Genomic DNA, 16,883 nt, shown 5'->3' on the forward strand with positions numbered 1-16,883 from the left:
CCTCCTGGTGGGACGGGGTGTGTACGGGGAACGGGCCGCGCGGACGGGGTCGTGCGGATCGTGCCGTAGGGATCGTGCCGTACGGCGGGCGCGATATCGGAACGGGGGTTCGTTTTCCGGGTTCCGGGTTCCGGTCCGGCGGTTCCGGCTCCCGGTTTGCCGGTTCCCGGGTGGCGGTGCGCCCGGGGCGCCCGGTGTGCCCGCCGGGGTGCTTCTCCTGCCCCCGCTGCTTCCGCAGTCGTCCGTTCCCAATAGCGGACGGTGGTTCCCGGCATCCGTGAATTCCGCGCATTCCGGCGTCCGAGGAACGGAAGGGGGAACGCGCACCGGAACACGCGCCGGAACGCGCACCGGCACGGGTGTCGGGACCGGATCGGGAAGGAAAGCCGGCGGCGTCCCGAAACGGTGCGGGATAAAGGCGCGCGGATAAACCGCCGTGCGGGGCGGGCGCGGGGAATGGCGAGCGGCCCGCGCGAATTCGCGGTGCGTTTCCGGTCCGCGTCGGAGGCGGTCGATTCCCGTCGACCGTCGGGGTCGCCGCACCGGGGGCCGTGGCGTGCCGGTGCCGGTGCCGCCTCGCGCCGTGTCGTGCCGCGCCGTTCCGGCCCGGCACCCACCGCTCGGCTGACCTTCCGTCAGATTGAAACGTGTTCTACTCTGCCCGCCATGGGGATCGGAATCACGCAGGACCATCGTGACCTCGCGGAGGCGGCGCGCGGCTGGGCCGCACGCGCCGTACCGCCCGAAGACGTGCGCAAGCTGCTCGACGCCCCGCCCGCACGGACCGGCCGCCCCGCCCACTGGGACGGGCTCGCCGCACAGGGGCTCCTCGGCCTCCACCTCCCGGAGGCCGACGGCGGGGGTGGCGGCGATCTGCTCGACCTCGCCGTCGTCCTGGAGGAGTTCGGCCGCGCCGCGCTGCCCGGCCCCTACCTGCCCACCGTTCTCGCCGCGGCACTGCTGCACCGCGGCGGCGCCCCCCGGCACCTCGTCCGGGCGCTGGCCACCGGCGAGCGGATCGCCGCCGTCGCCCTCGACAGCGGCTCCCTCACCGCGGTCGAAGGAGCCGACGGCCACCTCCTCGACGGCACCGCGCCGCCCGTCCTGGGCGGCGGCGACGCCGACCTGATCGTGCTGGCCGCGGAGGCCGCGACCGGAACGGTGTGGCTGGCGGTGGACGCCGCCGACCTCGCCGTCCGCGTCCACGACAGCGCCGACCCGACCCGGCCGACCGCCGAGGTCCGCGCGGACGGGGCGACGGTGCCCGCCGACCGGCGACTGACGCTCGACGGCGCGCTGGTCCGGGACCTCGCCGGGGTGCTGTTCGCCGCGGAAGGCTGCGGAACCGCCGCCTGGGCGCTGCACACCGCCGCCGAACACGCCGCGGTCCGCGAGCAGTTCGGCCGCCCGATCGGCCAGTTCCAGGGCGTCAAACACCTCTGTGCCGAGCTGCTCGTCCGCTGCGAGCAGGCCCGCGCCCTGGTCTGGGACGCGGCCCGGGCCGACGGCGCACCGCCCGAGGTGCGCGGTCTGGTCGCCGCGCTGGCCACCGCGACCGCCCTGGACGCCGCCGTCGGCTGCGCCAAGGACTGCATCCAGATCCTCGGCGGCATCGGCTTCACCTGGGAGCACGACGCCCACCTCCACCTGCGCCGCGCGATCACCGCCCGCCAGCTGCTCGGCGGCGGCGACGCCCACCGGCTGCGCGCCGCCCGCCACGCCGCGGCCGGCGCCCGCCGCGCACTGCGGCTGGAACTCCCCGCCGAAGCCGCGGAGTTCCGGGACCGGGCGCGCGCCGCCCTCGACCCGGTGCGCGGCCTGGACCCGCCCGCCGCCCGCCGCGCCCTGGCCCCCACCGGATACGCCGCACCGCATCTGCCCGCCCCGTACGGACGGGGCGCGGGCCCGGTCGAACAGCTCGCCATCCAGCAGGAGATGGCCGCCGCCGGCGTCCGGGTCGGCGAACTGGGCATCGCCACCTGGGTGGTGCCCGCGCTCCTCGCGCACGGCACGGCCGCCCAACAGGAGCGGTACCTGCCGCCGACGCTCCGCGGCGACCTGCTGTGGTGCCAGCTGTTCTCCGAGCCGGAGGCCGGTTCGGACCTGGCCTCGCTGCGCACTCGCGCGCAGCGGACCGCGGACGGCGGCTGGCGGATCAACGGCCAGAAGGTGTGGACCTCGGCGGCGCAGACCGCCGACCACGGCATCCTGCTCGCCCGCACCGACCCGGACGCGCCCAAGCACCGCGGCCTGACCTTCTTCCTCATCGACATGTCGACACCCGGCATCGACGTCCGGCCCCTGAGGGAGATCACCGGCGACGCCCTCTTCAACGAGGTCTACTTCGACGACGTGCCGCTGCCGGCGGACGCGGTGGTCGGCGCGGTCGACGACGGCTGGCGGGTCGCCCGCACCACCCTCGGCAACGAACGCGTCCACATGGCCGACCAGATGGCCTTCGACACCGGCCTGGAGGCGCTCGTCGCCCGCACCGCCGAACTGGACGGCGCGGTCCGCGCCCGGGTCGGGGCGCTGGTCGCCGAGGCGCACGCGCTCGGCTGCATCGGGCTGCGCACCACGCTCCAGCGGGTGTCGGGCCTGGAGCCGGGCGCCGGCGCCAGCATCCGCAAGCTGGTGCAGACCGCCCACCAGCAGAAGGTCGCCGACCTGGCCCTGGAACTCCTCGGCCCGGCCGGCGCGGTCCGCGAGGGCCCCGGCGCACCCGCGCTGCACGGCTTCCTCATGTCGCGCTGCCTGACCATCGCCGGCGGCACGACCCAGGTGCAGCTCAACGTCGTCGCGGAACGCCTCCTCGGCCTGCCCCGCGACCCCGAACCCCGCCCCCTCATCTGACCTGCATCCGTATCCGTCATCTGGCCCAGGAGGATTCGCATGGCCGGCACGGCGTACATCATCGGCGTCGGGATGACCCGGTTCGAGAAACCGGAGACCCGCGACTGGCAGTACTGGGACATGGCGAAGGAGGCGGGCGGCGCGGCGCTCGCCGACGCCGGCATCGGCTACGACGCCGTCGAGCAGGTGCCGGTCGGCTACTGCTACCAGGCGTCCACGGCCGGTCAGCGCGCCGTCTACGAACTGGGACTCACCGGCGTCCCCGTCTACAACGTCAACAACAACTGCGCCACCGGCTCCACCGCGCTGATGATGGCCCGCCAGTTCGTCGCGTCGGGCCTCAACGACTGCGTCCTGGCGCTGGGTTTCGAGAAGATGAAGCGCGGCGCGCTGGGCGCCGGCGCGGACGGCGGTGCCCGTGGCGGAGCCACTGATGTGGGGGGCGCGTCCTCGCCGGTCGCCCGCCACTACGGCGTGATGGCCGCGGCCCACGGCTTCGAGATGACCCCGCCCACCGCCCAGATCTTCGGCAACGCGGCCCGCGAACACATGGCGCGCCACGGGACGACCGCCGAGCAGCTGGCCATGGTCGGCGCCAAGAACCACCGGCACTCCGCGCACAACCCGTACGCCCAGTTCCGGGACGTGTACACCGTCGAGGAGATCCTCGCCGCCCGCACCGTGCACCGCCCGCTCACCAAGCTCCAGTGTTCGCCGACCTCCGACGGCGCCGCGGCGGCGGTGGTCGTCTCGGAGCGCTTCGTCCGCGCGCACGGGCTGGCGGCGCGCGCGGTGGAGATCGCCGGGCAGGCCATGACCACGGACACCGAGGAGAGCTTCGCCACCGGCTCCTGCATCGACGTGGTCGGCGCGCCGATGAGCCGGGCCGCGGCCCGCCGCGCCTACGAGGCCAGCGGTCTGGGCATCGAGGACGTCGACGTGATCGAGTTGCACGACTGCTTCTCGATCAACGAGCTGCTGACCTACGAGGCGCTGGGGATGTGCGCGGAGGGCGAGTCGGGGAAGCTGGTCGCCGACGGTGCCACGACCTACGGCGGGCGCTGGGTGGTCAACCCGTCCGGCGGGCTGATCTCCAAGGGGCATCCGCTGGGCGCCACCGGGCTGGCCCAGGCGGCCGAGCTGGTCTGGCAGCTGCGCGGCACGGCCGGCGAGCGCCAGGTCCCCGGTGCCCGCGTCGGCCTCGCCCACAACATCGGCCTGGGCGGCGCGGCGGTGGTGACCCTGCTGCGCAGGTGACGACGGCGAGGGGCGGCATCGCACGTTAACCACCGCCCCTCGGCAGGCAGTTGGTCCACCCGAGCTGTGCCGGGGCGGTCTTGCGAGCCCTCGGGAATGAATCCCAGGGTCTCGTGGCTGTCGATCAAGCCGGGTTGATCACAGCTGCCCGGCTCCGCGTGTGCAGTTTTGAGGGAGTGTCAGCAACATGTCCGTTACACAGCCTGCCGCCGAGCGTGTGCGCGTCTCCGCGGAACCCGACTGGTACGAGTCGGCCGGTATCTCGCTCGGCGTCCGGGTCGGGAACTTGGTCTTCACCTCAGGGCAGGCGCCGATCGATGCCCAGGGAGCCACGGTCGGCGCCGGGGACTTCGAGACGCAAGCCCGTCAGGCGCTCGCGAATCTGTCGACGGTCCTGACCAACGCGGGCTCCAGCCTCGCCGAGGTAATCAAGGCGACCGTGTTCGTCACGGACATAGCGCAGCAGGACATCTTTGCCACGTTGCGCGCGGAACACTTCCCGGACAAGCCGCACCTCGCGGAGTCGTTCGTAGAGGTCTCCTCACTCGCCAACCCTGAGTGGATGATCGAGATTGAGGCCATCGGACTCGTCCGGTGATGCCGGGTACTCACAGGCTCTTCGGCGGGTTTGGCGGGTTTGGCGGGTTGAAGAGCCAAGCCACAGGCGAATTGCTGCGACGGTCACGGTGCCGTGAAAGATGTGGGCCCTCTCGTCGAACCTCGTGGCCACCGCCCGGAAGTTCTTCAACGCGTTGATCGTCTGCTGGCTTCGTTCCTGCGCTTGTAGATCGTCTTGTCGAAGCCAGCAGGCCGCCCGCCCCGGCCCTACGCCTCCGGACCTAGGCCCGAGCGGCCGGCGTATGCACCGATATCCCGATGCGGGAGGCGAGCGCCGGGTGCGAGCATGGTCCGCATGCCCCCGATAGCCGCCTCCTCCACGCTGTCCGCGTCCGTGCGCCGGAGGGCCGCGCCGGCCTGGCTGGTGATGCTGCTGGTCTGCGCCGGACAGTTCCTGGTCGTGCTGGACGTCTCCGTCGTGAACGTGGCACTGCCCGCCATGCGCTCCGGACTGGGCCTGTCCGAGCTGGGCCTGCAGTGGATCGTCAACGCCTACGTGATCACCTTCGCGGGCTTCATGCTGCTCGGTGGCCGGGCCGCCGACATCTTCGGCCGCAAGCGGATCTTCCTCGTCGGGCTGGCGCTGTTCACCCTCGCGAGCGCGGCCGGCGGGGTCGCCCAGGAGCCCTGGCAGCTGATCGCCGCCCGCACCATCCAGGGCGTGGGGGCCGCGGTGCTCTCCCCGGCCACCCTCACCATCCTGACCACGTCGTTCCCGGCCGGCCCGGCCCGTACGCGGGCCATCGCGACGTGGACGGCGGTCGGCGCGGGCGGCGGCGCGGTGGGCGGCCTGGTCGGCGGGGTGCTGACCGAGTACCTGTCGTGGCGGTGGGTGCTGCTGATCAACGTCCCGGTGGGCGCGCTGGTGTTGGCCGGTGCCGCGCTGTGGCTCACCGAGAGCCGGCAGGGCGCCGCGCGGCGGCTGGACGTGCCCGGTGCGCTGCTGGTCACCGGCGGGCTCGGGCTGGTGGCGTACGGCATCGTGCAGACCGAGACGCACGGCTGGGGGTCGGCGTCGGCGCTGCTGCCGCTGGTCGCGGGGCTGGTGGTGGTCGCGGTCTTCGTCGCCGTCGAGGCGCGCACCAAGGCGCCGTTGATGCCGCTGGGGCTGTTCCGACTGCGGTCGGTCTCCTCGGCCAACGCGGCGATGGTGCTGTCCGGCGCCGCGATGTTCTCCATGTGGTACTTCCTGTCCCTCTACACGCAGAACGTCCTGTCGTACACGCCGCTGCAGGCAGGTCTCTCCTTCATCCCGCACTCGCTGTGCATCGTGCTGGGGTCGAAGATCGCGCCCCGGCTGATGCACCGGCTCGACGCCAAGACGCTGGCGGTCGGCGGGGCGGTGCTCTCGCTGGCCGGGATGGCGTGGCAGAGCACGATGGCGGTCGACGGGACGTATCTCGGGACGATCCTCGGCCCGGGCGTGCTGATGGCGCTGGGCGCCGGGCTGACCGCGACGCCGATCGCCGCCATCGCCACCTCCGGTGCCGACCCGGACGACCAGGGGCTGGTCTCCGGCCTGATCAACACCTCGCGGCAGATGGGCGGCGCGCTGGGCCTGTCGGTGCTCTCCACCGTCGCGGCCTCCCGGATCGCCTCGGGCTCCGGCCGGGCGGCGCTGGCGAGCGGCTACGGCACGGCCTTCCTGGTCGGTGCGGTGGTGCTGGCCGGCGGCGTCGCGCTGATGCTGCTCGCGCTGCCGCGGCGGCGTACGGACACCGCGCACGGCTGAGCGGGCGCCCCGGCCGCGGCCGGGGGCGCCCCGCCGGGCCCTACAGCCAGCCGTTGCGCCGGGCCGCCCGTACCGCCTCGATGCGGTTGCGGGCGCCGGTCTTGCCGATCGCGGCCGAGAGGTAGTTGCGGACCGTGGCCTGCGAAAGGTGCAGCTTGGCGGCGATGTCGGAGACCGTGGCGCCGTCCACGGCGGCGGTGAGGACATCGCGCTCGCGCGGGGTCAGCGGGTTGGGGCCGGCGCTCAGGGCCGCGGCGGCCAGGCCGGGGTCGATCACCCGCTCACCGGCCAGCACCCGGCGGATCGCCGCCGCCAGGTCCTCCACCGGCCCGTCCTTCACCAGGAAGCCGGACGCCCCGGCCTCCATGGCGCGGCGCAGATAGCCGGGCCGCCCGAACGTCGTCACGATCAGCACCTTGCACGAGGGCAGCGCGTCGCGCAGGTCGGCGGCGGCGTCCAGGCCGCTGCGCCCGGGGAGTTCGATGTCCAGGAGCGCGACGTCCGGGCGGGTCTCCAGCGCGGACGCGACGATCTGGTCGCCCGCCGGGACCTGTGCCACCACCTCCATGTCGTCCTCAAGGCCGAGCAGCAGCGCCAGCGCGCCCATCATCATCCGCTGGTCCTCGGCCAGCAGCAGCCTGATCACCTGGACAGTTCCTCCGTATCCGCCAGATCGCCCGCGCCCACCGGGAGTTCGGCGGTGACGCGGAAGCCGCGCGGCCCGTCGGGGCCGCTGCGCAGTGTGCCGCCCGCCGCGGCCAGCCGCTCGGTCAGCCCCTTCAGGCCCGTGCCGCCCACCGGACCGGTGGTGGCGTCGGGCGGTGCGAGGGCCCCGGCGGCCTCGTCCGCGAAGGACGCACCGGAGCTTACGGGACCGCGGCCGTCGTCCGTGATCGTCAACCGCACCCGGTCGTCGTCCGCGTGCACCGTGATCTCGCAGCGGGTGGCGCCGCTGTGCCGGACGGCGTTGGTGACGCCCTCGCGGACCACCCAGCCCAGCAGCGCGGCGGCCTGCGGCGGCAGCGGCGGTCCGGACTGCCGCACCACCGGCTCGATCCCGGCGCCGTCCAACGCCGAACGGGCCCGGTCCAGTTCGGTCGCCAGGCTGCCCTGGCGGTAGCCGGTGACCGCCTCGCGCACCTCGGTCAGCGCCTGCCGGCCCACCGCCTCGATGTCGGCGGCCTGGGCCAGCGCCGCGTCGAGGTCGCGCGGCGCCAGCCGGCGGACCGCCTCGGCCTTGACCACCACCACGGACAGGGTGTGGCCCAGCAGGTCGTGCAGGTCGCGGGAGAACCGCAGCCGCTCCTTCTCCACCGCGCTGCGGGCCAGTTCCTGGCGGGTGGCGCGCAGTTCCTGGATGGTGTCGAAGAGGCTGAGGACGGTGGCCGTCACCATCCCGGACAGGAACGTGCCGTAGCCGATGCCGAACGCGCCCGCGGCGCCCGCGTCCGACCAGCCGGACAGGAAGCCGGCCGACCCGCTGAGCGTGATCAGCCAGATCGCGAGCGGCTTGCCGCGCAGCGCCCGCACCGTGCCGGAGGCCAGCGACAGCAGGGGGAAGAACAGGAACCAGTTGCCGCCGAAGCCGAGTGCGACGGCGACGGTGACGGCGGTCAGCGCGGCCAGGGCGTAGACCGGGTAGCGGGTGTCGCGCAGCCGGGGGCTGAAGGCGGCGAAGACGACGGTGAGGTAGAGGGAGTTGAAGGCGAGGAGCCCGGCGCCGGCCAGCCAGGGGTTGCCGGACTTGCCCTGGATGATGTTGGAGAACGCGCCCAGTCCCATCAGCAGCCAGGGCAGGAAGGCGCCCCGGCCGGGGCCCCTGGGCTCGCGCTCGTCCGGCCGCTTCGCCGCCGGGCCCGGTCGTTGCTCCGGCCCGCAGCCGGGCGCGCCGTCCCGCTCCCGCCGCCGTCCTGTCAGGATCATGTCGTTCCTCGCCTCATACCGTGCTCTCCCCGTGCTCGTGCCGCCGACGGCACCTGCCGTCACGCCGCCGCTCGTGCCGCTGGTCACGGTGTCCGCGCCGCCCGGCGGTAGGCGTACACCGCGTAACCGCCGAAGAGTGCCAGCCAGGCGGCCAGTATCGCCACCGTGGCCGGTCCCGGCGCGCCGCCCTGGGCGATGCTCTGGCCCAGGTCGGCGAAGCGGTTGGCGGGCGTCCAGGAGGCCAGCGTCCGCAGCCAGCCGGGGAACGCCTCGATCGGGAACCACAGGCCGCCGACGATCGAGAGCAGCAGCAGGCAGCCGGTGTTGACCAGCCCGGTGGCCTGGGACGAGAGGCGGTAGCCGTTGCCGAGTCCGAGCAGGGTGAACGGGACGGAGCCCAGCCACAGCAGCACCACCAGCGCGGCCCACTGCCAGGCCGCCATCCGGACGCCGTTGACCAGCGCGCCCACCAGGAGCACCGCGCCGATGGCCGGCAGCACCGTCACCGAGCCGGTCAGCCCGCGGCCCGCCACCACCTGTGCCGGGGGGAGCGGGGTGATCCGCAGTTGCCGCAGCCAGCCCAGGGACTTGTCCTCGGCGACGCCGGTGCCGCAGCCGAGCGCCGCGCCCAGCGCGCCGTACGCGGCGAGGCCGACCATGGAGGAGACCCGCCACTCCGCGGCCGCCGGGCCGGAACCGGCGCCGACATGGGTGAACAGCAGGTACATCACCACCGGCATCCCGATCCCGAAGATCGCGAAGGTCTTGTCGCGCAGGGTGCGGCGCACTTCCAGGCGGACGTAGTCGAGCATCACACCGTCTCCTTCGTGGGGCGGGCGGCGGGCGCCGCGGTGGTCAGGGCGAGGAAGGCGTCCTCCAGGCTGGCCGGGGCGACCTGGAGGCCGCGGATCAGATCCAGGCCGGCCAGCGCGCGGACCGTCGCGTCGGAGTCCGTGGTGCGCAGCCGGGCGCGGTCGCCGCGGACCTCCACCGCGCACACCCCGGGCAGTCCGGCCAGCGCCCCGGTCTGCGCGCCGGCGAGGTCGAAGGAGACCCGTGCGCTGCCGGCCCGCTGCTTGATCTCGGCCCCGCTGCCGTCGGCCGCGACCCGGCCACGGTCCAGGACCACGATCCGGTCGGCGTGCTCGTCGGCCTCCTCCAGGTAGTGGGTGGAGAAGAGCACCGTGCGGCCGCCCCGGGCGTAGCGGCGCATCGAGCTCCAGAAGTCGCGTCGGGCCTCCACGTCCAGCGCCGCCGTCGGCTCGTCCAGCACCAGGAGTTCGGGGTTGCCGGCGAGCGCCACCGCGAAGCGGACGCGCTGGGCCTGGCCGCCGGAGAGCCGGTCGATGCGGCGGCCGGCGAGTTCGCCGAGCCCGGCCAGCCGCAGGGCCTCGCCGACGTCCATCGGGTCGGGGTAGCTGGCGGCGACGAACTGGACCAGCTCGCGGACGGTGACCCGGGGGACGGGCTTGCCGTCCTGGAGCATGGCCCCGACCCGGCCCGCCCGTATGGCCGCCTGGGGCGCGTCGCCGAACAGCCGCACCTCGCCCTCGGTGGGCGGCAGCAGGCCGAGCAGCATGTTGACGGTGGTGGACTTGCCCGCGCCGTTGCGCCCGAGCAGGGCCACGGTCTCGCCCGGGGCGATGGTCAGCTCCAGCCCGTCCACGGCCCGCACCGCGCCGTAGCTCCGGGTGACGCCGGTGAACGCCACCGCGGCCCCCGCCCGGCCCGCGGCCGGTGCCGCGCCGGGCCCCCGCACCCTGCTCGTCGTCCCTGTCACAACTGCCTCCCCGTGGTGTCGACGCAGCTCCGTGCGCCGGTGGGCGGTGCCGTCCGGCCGCGAGAGGTCCGCGCCGTGCGGTGTGGGGCGACCTCGTCACCCGCTGCCTCAGACGCTACGGAGAGTCGCCGCCGCGGCGGCAGATGCGAATGTGGGGGAACGGCCCTGACAAATGTCATCGGTCGGTGGGCCGAACGGTGCGGTCGGAGGCCGGAAGGCGGGGCGGGGCGCGGCCGGACGCGTCCGTGGGCGGGCGTCGGCCACCGGCATCTGACATACCGTCAGAGGTCTTCCGGGTCTCGCCCGTATCGGCTATACATGACTGCCATCGGCTAGAACGCGTTCTAGAAGTGCAGTGCGCCGGGCGCCGGCGGAGTGCGCCGAGGAGCGCGGGCCCGCCGACCCGATACGACCCCGGCGCGGCCGACGGTGCGGACGGCCGGGCCGGGGTCTCACACCGTGGTGAAGGAGCAAGCACCCCCATGCCCATCGACGCCGCCAAGGCCACCTCCGCCGAGCCGCGGACCACCGAACTCGCCTGGGACCACAAGGACGTCCAGCTCTACCACCTCGGCATCGGCGCCGGCGCCGCCACCCCGGAGCGGCCGCACGCCGCCACCGACCCCGACGAACTCCGCTACACCCTGGAGAGCGCCCTGCACGTGCTCCCCAGCTTCGCCACCGTCGCGGGCGGGGGAATGGCCCTGGCCGGCGGACTCTCCGCCCCGGGCATCGACGTCGACCTGGCGGCCGTCCTGCACGGCGGGCAGACCGTCACCGTGCACCGCCCCCTCCCCGTGAACGGTCGCGCCACCCAGACCTCCACCGTCCCGGCCGTCTACGACAAGGGCAAGGCGGCCGTCATCGTGCTGCGCTCCGAAGTGGCCGACGACGACGGGCCGTTGTGGACCTGCGACACCCAGATCTTCGTCCGCGGCGAGGGCGGCTTCGGCGGCGAGCGGGGCCCCTCGGTCCGCGGCGAACTGCCCGACCGGGCACCCGACCTGACCACCGAACGCCTCGTCCGCGCGGACCAGGCGCTGCTGTACCGCCTCTCCGGCGACTGGAACCCGCTGCACGCCGACCCCGAGTTCGCCGAGCTCGCCGGGTTCGACCGGCCGATCCTGCACGGCCTGTGCTCGTACGGCGTGACGCTCAAGGCGGTGGTGGACACCGCGCTGGACGGGGACGTCTCCCGGGTGCGGTCGTACACCACACGGTTCACGGGGGTGGTGTTCCCGGGGGAGACGCTGCGGATCCGGCTGTGGCGGGAGCCGGCGGAGGCGGGCGCGGGCGGTCGCATCCGGGTCTCGGTCACCGCGGCCGAGCGGGACGACGCGCCGGTACTGGCGGACACGGTGGTCGAGCACGGCTAGGTCGGGTCCGCAAAGAGCCTGGGCCCGGTCGGCGGAGCACGGCCGGACCCGCCGGAATGTCGTACGTACGAGAGGAGCCGCTCGGATGCGCGCAGCCGTACAGCACGAGACGGGACGGGACAAGCTGGAGGTGCTCGACGACGTCGAGGCGGTAGGGTTCGGCCCCGGCCGGGTCAGGGTCCGGATCCGGGCCACCGGCCTGTGCCACTCCGACCTCTCGGCGATGAGCGGGGTGCTGCCGCAGCCCGCGCCCTTCGTCCCCGGGCACGAGGGGGCCGGGGAGATCCTCGACGTCGGCGACGGGGTCACCGGCCTGAAGGCGGGCGACCGGGTCCTGATGTGCTGGCTGCCCGCCTGCGGCAGCTGTCCGTCCTGCAAGCGCGGCCAGACCCACCTCTGCCTGGCCGGGTTCATGAACGCCGGCACCCCCAACTTCAAGCGCGCCGGCGCCAGCCCTTCCGAGGTGTTCGGCTTCGCCGGCACCGGCACCTTCGCCGAGGAGGTGGTGGTCGCCGCCAACTGCGCGGTCCCGATTCCGGACGACGTCCCCTACGAGATCGCCGCCCTGATCGGCTGCGGGGTCACCACCGGGCTCGGCGCGGCCTTCAACACCGCGAAGGTGGAGGCCGGTTCCTCGGTCGCGGTGATCGGCTGCGGCGGCGTGGGCATCTCCGTCATCCAGGGGGCGCGGGCCTGCGGCGCCGCCCAGATCATCGCCGTCGACCCGGTGGTCGCCCGCCGCGAGGCCGCCCTCCGGTTCGGCGCCACCGAGGCCGTCGCCCCCGAGGAACTCGCCGACGCCAAGGCCCGGATCACCGGCGGCGAGGGCTTCGACTACGTCTTCGAAGTCGTCGGCAGGTCCGCCACCGCCCGCACCGCGTACGAGACGACCCGGCGCGGCGGCACCCTCTGCGTGGTCGGCGCGGGCGCGCTGGACGACACCTTCCAGGTCAACATGTTCGAGCTGTTCTTCGACGAGAAGCGGATCCTGCCGTCGCTGTACGGGGGCGCGGACGTGCTGCGCTCCTACGAGCGGGCCATCGCCCTGTGGCGGGCCGGCCGGATCGACCTCGAAGGGCTGATCACCCACCGGGTCCGGCTGGAGGGCATCAACGACGCCCTGGACCAGATGCGTTCGGGCACCGCGCTGCGCACCTGCATCGAGATCTGAGCGGCGGTCCGCACGGCGCGCCGAGGGCCGCGCGGAACCGCACCGGAAGCACAGGAGAGGACACGCATGGCACAGCCACTGGAGGGCCTGACCGCGATCGTCACCGGTGCCGGCCGCGGAATAGGCCGGGCCGAGGCCCTGGAGCTCGCCCGCCTCGGAGCCCGGGTCGTCGTCAACGACTTCGGCCAGCCGGGCCGGGCCGGGACGGGCGCGGCCTCGGCAGCTCCCGCCCAGGAGGTCGTCGAGGCGATCCGCGCGGCCGGCGGACGGGCCGTCGCCCACACCGGCGACGTCGCCGACCACCAACAGGCCGGCGCGCTCGTCCAGTTGGCGATCGACACCTACGGCCAGCTGGACATCCTGGTCAACAACGCGGGCATCCTGCGGGACCGGATGGTGTTCTCGATGACCGAGGACGAGTGGGACTCGGTCATCCGGGTCCACCTCAAGGGCCACTTCAACACCACCCATTTCGCCGCCGCGCACTGGCGCGCCCGCTCAAAGGAGGCCGGCGGACCGGTCTTCGGCCGGATCGTCAACACCTCCTCCGAGGCGTTCCTGGCCGGCTCCGCGGGCCAGCCCAACTACGCCGCGGCCAAGGGCGGCATCGTCGGCCTGACCACGTCCACGGCGCTGGCGCTGGCCAAGTACGGCGTGACCGCCAACGCCATCTGCCCGCGCGCCCGCACCCGGATGACCGAGGACGTCTTCGCCGGCTTTCCCGCCCCTCAGGGGGGCGCGGTGGCGAAGGACGGCCGGCCCGACCCGCTCGCGCCCGAGCACGTCGCGCCGCTCGTCGGCTATCTCGCCTCGCCGGCCGCCGCCGGGGTCAACGGCCAGCTGCTGGTCGTCCACGGCGGCATGGTCGCGATCGCCGAACGCCCGCGGATCGCCGCAAAGTTCGACACCGCAAAGGAGATCTTCAGCTACGAGGAGCTGGACGGCCTGCTCACCCCGTACTTCGCCGAGCGCCCGGCGCACGAGACCTTCGCGGCGGCCGAGGTGCTGGGCCTCAAGCACGACTGACGGCCGCCCGGCCGGACGGCGTCCGGGCACACAACGGCCGTGGCCGCCGCCCGCGTTCGCGGTGCGGCGGCCACGGCCTGCGGCGTCTGGCGCTCAGAAGGTATGGACCTGGTGGTCCCGGCGGTGCCGCCCCTGCGCGGTGTCCTGCGCCTCCTCTGTGGCGGCGGCCGGACCGCGGTGCCTGCCGGAGCCTGCGGCCTCGGCGGCCGCCTCGTACGGGCGCGCCTGGGTCGTTTCGGTCTGGGCTTCGGACATGAAAAGAGTCACTCCGTCGGATCGCTTACAGCTGTACGCGTCGGGACCTCCCCGGCTCCCGCCGGGAAGCGACCCGTGCGGTGCCGTCGGTGGCCGGGTCAACCGGCTGCACAGCCCCCGCCCGGAATACTAACGGGGCGGGTTTCGGCACTCCACGGGGACTACCGGGCCGAGAGAGGCGCCTGTTGCAGGGGAACTGGCCTGCACATCCGGGGATGTGGGGGAAGGTCGAGCGGTTCCGCGTCGAGGGGCTTCGGTTGTGGAGATGCTGTGGAGTCGGCGACGATATCGCTGGTTTCCAGGACGATTTCCCCGCCGTCCGGCGGCCCCGGATCGGGCGGAACCGCGACCTCCGGAATCTTTGCGTCCGCAACGCCGCCTGTCGGAACGGCGGCCTCCGGGCCCTCCCGCTCTTCCCGCACCGCCACCGGAACGCCCGCCGCCGGGGCCTCCTCCGTGCGCGGACCCCCCGTCCCCGCGACCGGCTCCAACGGCCCCAGCGGCACCGCCATCCGCGCCACCCCGCACGACACCGCCGCCGTCGTGTAGGGGAGCAGCAGTTCGCCGTCCGGTGTCCACCGACCGCTGCCCGCCAACCAGCCCTCCGGGGCCGGGAACTGCCGCAACTGCCGCTCCGGGGGCCGCCATACGCCCAGCCGGGTCCCGGCCGGGCCGTCGAGCCGGAACGCCACCGCGCAACTCTCCGGCAGCAGCGCCCGCCCCGGCTGGATCGCGAACGGCGTCACCGCCATGTCGGGCGCCCGCAGGCACTCCGGAAAGCGCACCGGCAGGCTGCTGCCCAGGACGCCCCAGCCCAGCCGGTCGTGCCCGGGGGCGTCCGACCGGACGAGCAGCAGCCCGCTGTCCGGATCGGCGAGCAGCAGCCGGTCGTCGCTCTCCTCGGTGATCTGCAGCAGCGGGCTGATCTCCGCATCGCGGGCCAGGTCGAGCAGTACGGTCTTGGTGCGGCCGGCCACCTCCCGGTCCACCGCCAGCAGGCGCCCGTCGTGATCCAGCCAGACCCCGCCGGTACAGCGGCCCGGTACCACGGCGACCCGCTCCGGTCCCCCCGTCCCGCCGTGCACCCGCCACAGCGCGGTGCTCTCGGCGCCGGGCGCCAGCGCATAGCCGAGCGTCCCGCCGGGGGCGGGCGGCAGCAGGGACAGCGCCCGCGCCGCCACCGCGCCGACCAGCACCTCCTGGGTCCCGGGCCCGGTGGGGGAGAGCAGGGAGACGGTGAAGCGGTCGGCGACCCGGCGGACGATCACCACCCGGCCGTCCGCGAGCGGCAGCAGGGCGCTGTCCGGCTCCTCGGGCTGACTGCCGGCCAGCGGGACCGCGTACGGCTCCGGACCGCCGATCGTCCAGCGCTCCGGATACCAGCTCCCGGCCGCGTCGTCGTGACGGGCGAGCCGGGCGGCGTACGAGCCGTCGGCGGCGAGGGTCAGCGCCGCGCGAGGCGGGCTGTCGAGCGCCGAGGCGTCCTCACTGGCACAGATCGTCATCAGGTGCCACCTCCAGTGGAGGGACGTTAGTTTTCGCACTTCCGGCCGATCAACGGCAGTTGCCGGTCTTCACGCATAAGGGTGGCGGTTGTCCGATTCGCCGGTGTAGGGAGGGGTGGGTGTGCCTCGCGATTCAAGGATGCTTAAAGTTAGGCGGACCTAAGTTGTCGACGGGCGGTCCGGGATGTCCTGGTCCGCCCGGCGGCGCCCGCCTTCGACCTGGAGTGTTCGTGATGCCCCTTCGCCGCCGTGGCGCCGCCGCCATAGTCCTCGCCGCCGCCGGCGCGCTCGCCCTCGCCGGCTGTGGATCGTCCGGCGCGGACGGCGGCAGCGACCGCGGCGCCGGTTCGAAGTCCGTGGCCCAGGGCGGCAAGGACTTCGGCTCGGCCGCCGACCAGACCGCGAAGATGGGCACCGACGCCGAGCCGGGCCGGTTCCCGCGCACCGTCCGGCACGCCATGGGCACCGCGACCCTCCCGTCCGCTCCCAAGCGGGTGATCGTCCTCGACGTCGGCGAACTCGACAACGTCGTCTCGCTCGGCATCAAGCCGGTCGGCTACGCGCCCACCGAGGGCGACGCCGCCCTCCCGGACTACCTCGCCAAGGACGCCGGCCACCCCAAGAGCGTCGGCACCATCAACGGCCTCAACCTGGAGGCCATCAACGCCCTCAAGCCCGACCTCATCCTGGGCAGCAAGCTGCGCGCCGAGAAGCAGTACCAGCAGCTCAGCAAGATCGCGCCGACCGTCTTCTCGATCCGCCCCGGCTTCACCTGGAAGCAGAACTACCTGCTCAACGCCGCGGCCCTGGACAAGACCGCGCAGGCCAAGACCGCCCTCGCCGCCTACGAGGCCAAGGCCGCGAAGCTCGGCGCGGACATCGGCCCGAAGAAGCCGACCGTGACGATGCTGCGCTACATGCCGCAGTTCACCCGCCTCTACGCCCAGCGCTCCTTCATCGGCACCATCCTGAAGGACGTCGGTCTGCCCCGCCCCAAGAACCAGCAGGTCGACGACCTCGCCACCGAGGTCAGCCCGGAGAACATCAACCAGGCCGACGCCGACTGGATCTTCACCGGCGTCTACGGCGACCCCAAGTCCACCAAGCGCGACACCGCCGAGCAGAACCCGCTGTGGAAGAACCTCAAGGCGGTCAAGGACGGCCACGCCAAGAACGTGAAGGACGAGACCTGGTACCTCGGCCTCGGCGTCACCGCGGCCAACAGCGTCCTGGACGATCTGCGCGCCCTCCTCGTGAAGTAGCAGCCTCGTGAAGTAGCAGCGGCCTCGTGAAGTAGCGGCCCTGGAGCGGCGACCCGTGCACCTCGTCGCGCCGCCGCACCGGCGGATCACGGCCACGGCGCCCGGATCGGCGGCCGGAATCCTTC

General features: G+C 73.7%; 14 protein-coding genes and 1 pseudogene. 8 read left to right on the forward strand and 7 right to left on the reverse strand.

What is annotated here, in order from left to right:
• Window positions 1-666: 666 nt before the first annotated feature.
• The 3 genes from MOV08_RS28785 to MOV08_RS28795 all read left to right on the forward strand — a co-directional run bounded on the left by MOV08_RS28785 (window position 667) and on the right by MOV08_RS28795 (window position 4,708).
• Window positions 667-2,853, forward strand: coding sequence for an acyl-CoA dehydrogenase family protein (locus MOV08_RS28785; protein WP_275309436.1), 2,187 nt, complete (start codon window positions 667-669; stop codon window positions 2,851-2,853).
• Between the two features lie 39 nt (window positions 2,854-2,892).
• A complete protein-coding gene (locus MOV08_RS28790) occupies window positions 2,893-4,110 on the forward strand; it encodes a thiolase C-terminal domain-containing protein (protein WP_338057210.1) in 1,218 nt (405 codons plus the stop codon).
• Window positions 4,111-4,297: 187 nt separating this feature from the next.
• Window positions 4,298-4,708 (forward strand): RidA family protein, encoded by a 411-nt coding sequence (locus tag MOV08_RS28795; RefSeq protein ID WP_275309437.1) that lies wholly within the window; start codon window positions 4,298-4,300, stop codon window positions 4,706-4,708.
• Window positions 4,709-4,765: 57 nt separating this feature from the next.
• Here MOV08_RS28795 and MOV08_RS28800 read toward each other — a convergent pair.
• Window positions 4,766-4,929: pseudogene (locus tag MOV08_RS28800) on the reverse strand (IS5/IS1182 family transposase); the annotation flags it as partial.
• A gap of 85 nt (window positions 4,930-5,014) precedes the next feature.
• Between MOV08_RS28800 and MOV08_RS28805 the strand changes: the two are divergent.
• Window positions 5,015-6,460 (forward strand): MFS transporter, encoded by a 1,446-nt coding sequence (locus MOV08_RS28805; RefSeq protein ID WP_275309438.1) that lies wholly within the window; start codon window positions 5,015-5,017, stop codon window positions 6,458-6,460.
• A gap of 40 nt (window positions 6,461-6,500) precedes the next feature.
• On the opposite strand, the gene MOV08_RS28810 is transcribed toward MOV08_RS28805, so the two are convergent.
• The 4 genes from MOV08_RS28810 to MOV08_RS28825 all read right to left on the reverse strand — a co-directional run bounded on the left by MOV08_RS28810 (window position 6,501) and on the right by MOV08_RS28825 (window position 10,094).
• A complete protein-coding gene (locus tag MOV08_RS28810) occupies window positions 6,501-7,106 on the reverse strand; it encodes a response regulator transcription factor (RefSeq protein WP_039637015.1) in 606 nt (201 codons plus the stop codon).
• Window positions 7,103-8,383, reverse strand: coding sequence for a sensor histidine kinase (locus MOV08_RS28815; protein ID WP_275309439.1), 1,281 nt, complete (start codon window positions 8,381-8,383; stop codon window positions 7,103-7,105). Before MOV08_RS28815 ends, MOV08_RS28810 begins: the two co-directional genes overlap by 4 nt.
• Before the next feature lie 83 nt (window positions 8,384-8,466).
• Window positions 8,467-9,195: an ABC transporter permease gene (locus MOV08_RS28820; RefSeq protein ID WP_275309440.1), complete on the reverse strand. Its 729-nt coding sequence runs from the start codon at window positions 9,193-9,195 to the stop codon at window positions 8,467-8,469.
• Window positions 9,195-10,094, reverse strand: coding sequence for an ABC transporter ATP-binding protein (locus MOV08_RS28825; protein WP_275311926.1), 900 nt, complete (start codon window positions 10,092-10,094; stop codon window positions 9,195-9,197). The genes MOV08_RS28820 and MOV08_RS28825 overlap by 1 nt, the downstream gene beginning before the upstream one ends.
• A 551-nt stretch (window positions 10,095-10,645) precedes the next feature.
• Here MOV08_RS28825 and MOV08_RS28830 point away from each other — a divergent pair.
• From MOV08_RS28830 to MOV08_RS28840, 3 genes are all read left to right on the forward strand, one after another.
• Window positions 10,646-11,539, forward strand: a complete 894-nt coding sequence (locus MOV08_RS28830; RefSeq protein WP_275309441.1) for a MaoC/PaaZ C-terminal domain-containing protein — start codon at window positions 10,646-10,648, stop codon at window positions 11,537-11,539.
• 85 nt (window positions 11,540-11,624) lie between these two features.
• Window positions 11,625-12,710 carry a Zn-dependent alcohol dehydrogenase gene (locus tag MOV08_RS28835; protein WP_039637022.1) on the forward strand — a complete coding sequence of 362 codons (1,086 nt, stop codon included), beginning with the start codon at window positions 11,625-11,627 and terminating at the stop codon, window positions 12,708-12,710.
• A gap of 66 nt (window positions 12,711-12,776) precedes the next feature.
• Window positions 12,777-13,736 carry a 3-oxoacyl-ACP reductase gene (locus tag MOV08_RS28840; protein WP_275309442.1) on the forward strand — a complete coding sequence of 320 codons (960 nt, stop codon included), beginning with the start codon at window positions 12,777-12,779 and terminating at the stop codon, window positions 13,734-13,736.
• Window positions 13,737-13,829: 93 nt separating this feature from the next.
• On the opposite strand, the gene MOV08_RS28845 is transcribed toward MOV08_RS28840, so the two are convergent.
• Together MOV08_RS28845 and MOV08_RS28850 are read right to left on the reverse strand one after the other, a co-directional pair.
• Entirely contained in the window at window positions 13,830-13,991 is a 162-nt protein-coding gene (locus MOV08_RS28845; RefSeq protein ID WP_203232587.1) for a hypothetical protein, read from the reverse strand.
• 161 nt (window positions 13,992-14,152) lie between these two features.
• On the reverse strand, window positions 14,153-15,496 hold the full coding sequence (locus MOV08_RS28850; RefSeq protein WP_275309443.1) for a hypothetical protein: 1,344 nt from the start codon (window positions 15,494-15,496) through the stop codon (window positions 14,153-14,155).
• A 233-nt stretch (window positions 15,497-15,729) separates the two neighbouring features.
• Here MOV08_RS28850 and MOV08_RS28855 point away from each other — a divergent pair, with 233 nt between their 5' ends.
• The gene (locus MOV08_RS28855; RefSeq protein WP_275309444.1) at window positions 15,730-16,758 is read left to right on the forward strand and encodes an ABC transporter substrate-binding protein; all 1,029 of its coding nucleotides are present in this window, start codon (window positions 15,730-15,732) and stop codon (window positions 16,756-16,758) included.
• Window positions 16,759-16,883 lie beyond the last annotated feature (125 nt).

The organism is Streptomyces yunnanensis, from assembly GCF_029011865.1.
In the GTDB taxonomy this organism is placed as follows: Bacteria; Actinomycetota; Actinomycetes; order Streptomycetales; family Streptomycetaceae; genus Streptomyces; species Streptomyces yunnanensis.

Coding starts and splice junctions, on each gene's coding strand:
- MOV08_RS28785 (WP_275309436.1), top strand. CDS start 667: ATGGGGATCGGAATCACGCAGGACCATCGTGACCTCGCGGAGGCGGCG.
- MOV08_RS28790 (WP_338057210.1), top strand. CDS start 2,893: ATGGCCGGCACGGCGTACATCATCGGCGTCGGGATGACCCGGTTCGAG.
- MOV08_RS28795 (WP_275309437.1), top strand. CDS start 4,298: ATGTCCGTTACACAGCCTGCCGCCGAGCGTGTGCGCGTCTCCGCGGAA.
- MOV08_RS28805 (WP_275309438.1), top strand. CDS start 5,015: ATGGTCCGCATGCCCCCGATAGCCGCCTCCTCCACGCTGTCCGCGTCC.
- MOV08_RS28815 (WP_275309439.1), bottom strand. CDS start 8,383: ATGATCCTGACAGGACGGCGGCGGGAGCGGGACGGCGCGCCCGGCTGC.
- MOV08_RS28820 (WP_275309440.1), bottom strand. CDS start 9,195: ATGCTCGACTACGTCCGCCTGGAAGTGCGCCGCACCCTGCGCGACAAG.
- MOV08_RS28830 (WP_275309441.1), top strand. CDS start 10,646: ATGCCCATCGACGCCGCCAAGGCCACCTCCGCCGAGCCGCGGACCACC.
- MOV08_RS28835 (WP_039637022.1), top strand. CDS start 11,625: ATGCGCGCAGCCGTACAGCACGAGACGGGACGGGACAAGCTGGAGGTG.
- MOV08_RS28840 (WP_275309442.1), top strand. CDS start 12,777: ATGGCACAGCCACTGGAGGGCCTGACCGCGATCGTCACCGGTGCCGGC.
- MOV08_RS28845 (WP_203232587.1), bottom strand. CDS start 13,991: ATGTCCGAAGCCCAGACCGAAACGACCCAGGCGCGCCCGTACGAGGCG.
- MOV08_RS28850 (WP_275309443.1), bottom strand. CDS start 15,496: ATGACGATCTGTGCCAGTGAGGACGCCTCGGCGCTCGACAGCCCGCCT.
- MOV08_RS28855 (WP_275309444.1), top strand. CDS start 15,730: ATGCCCCTTCGCCGCCGTGGCGCCGCCGCCATAGTCCTCGCCGCCGCC.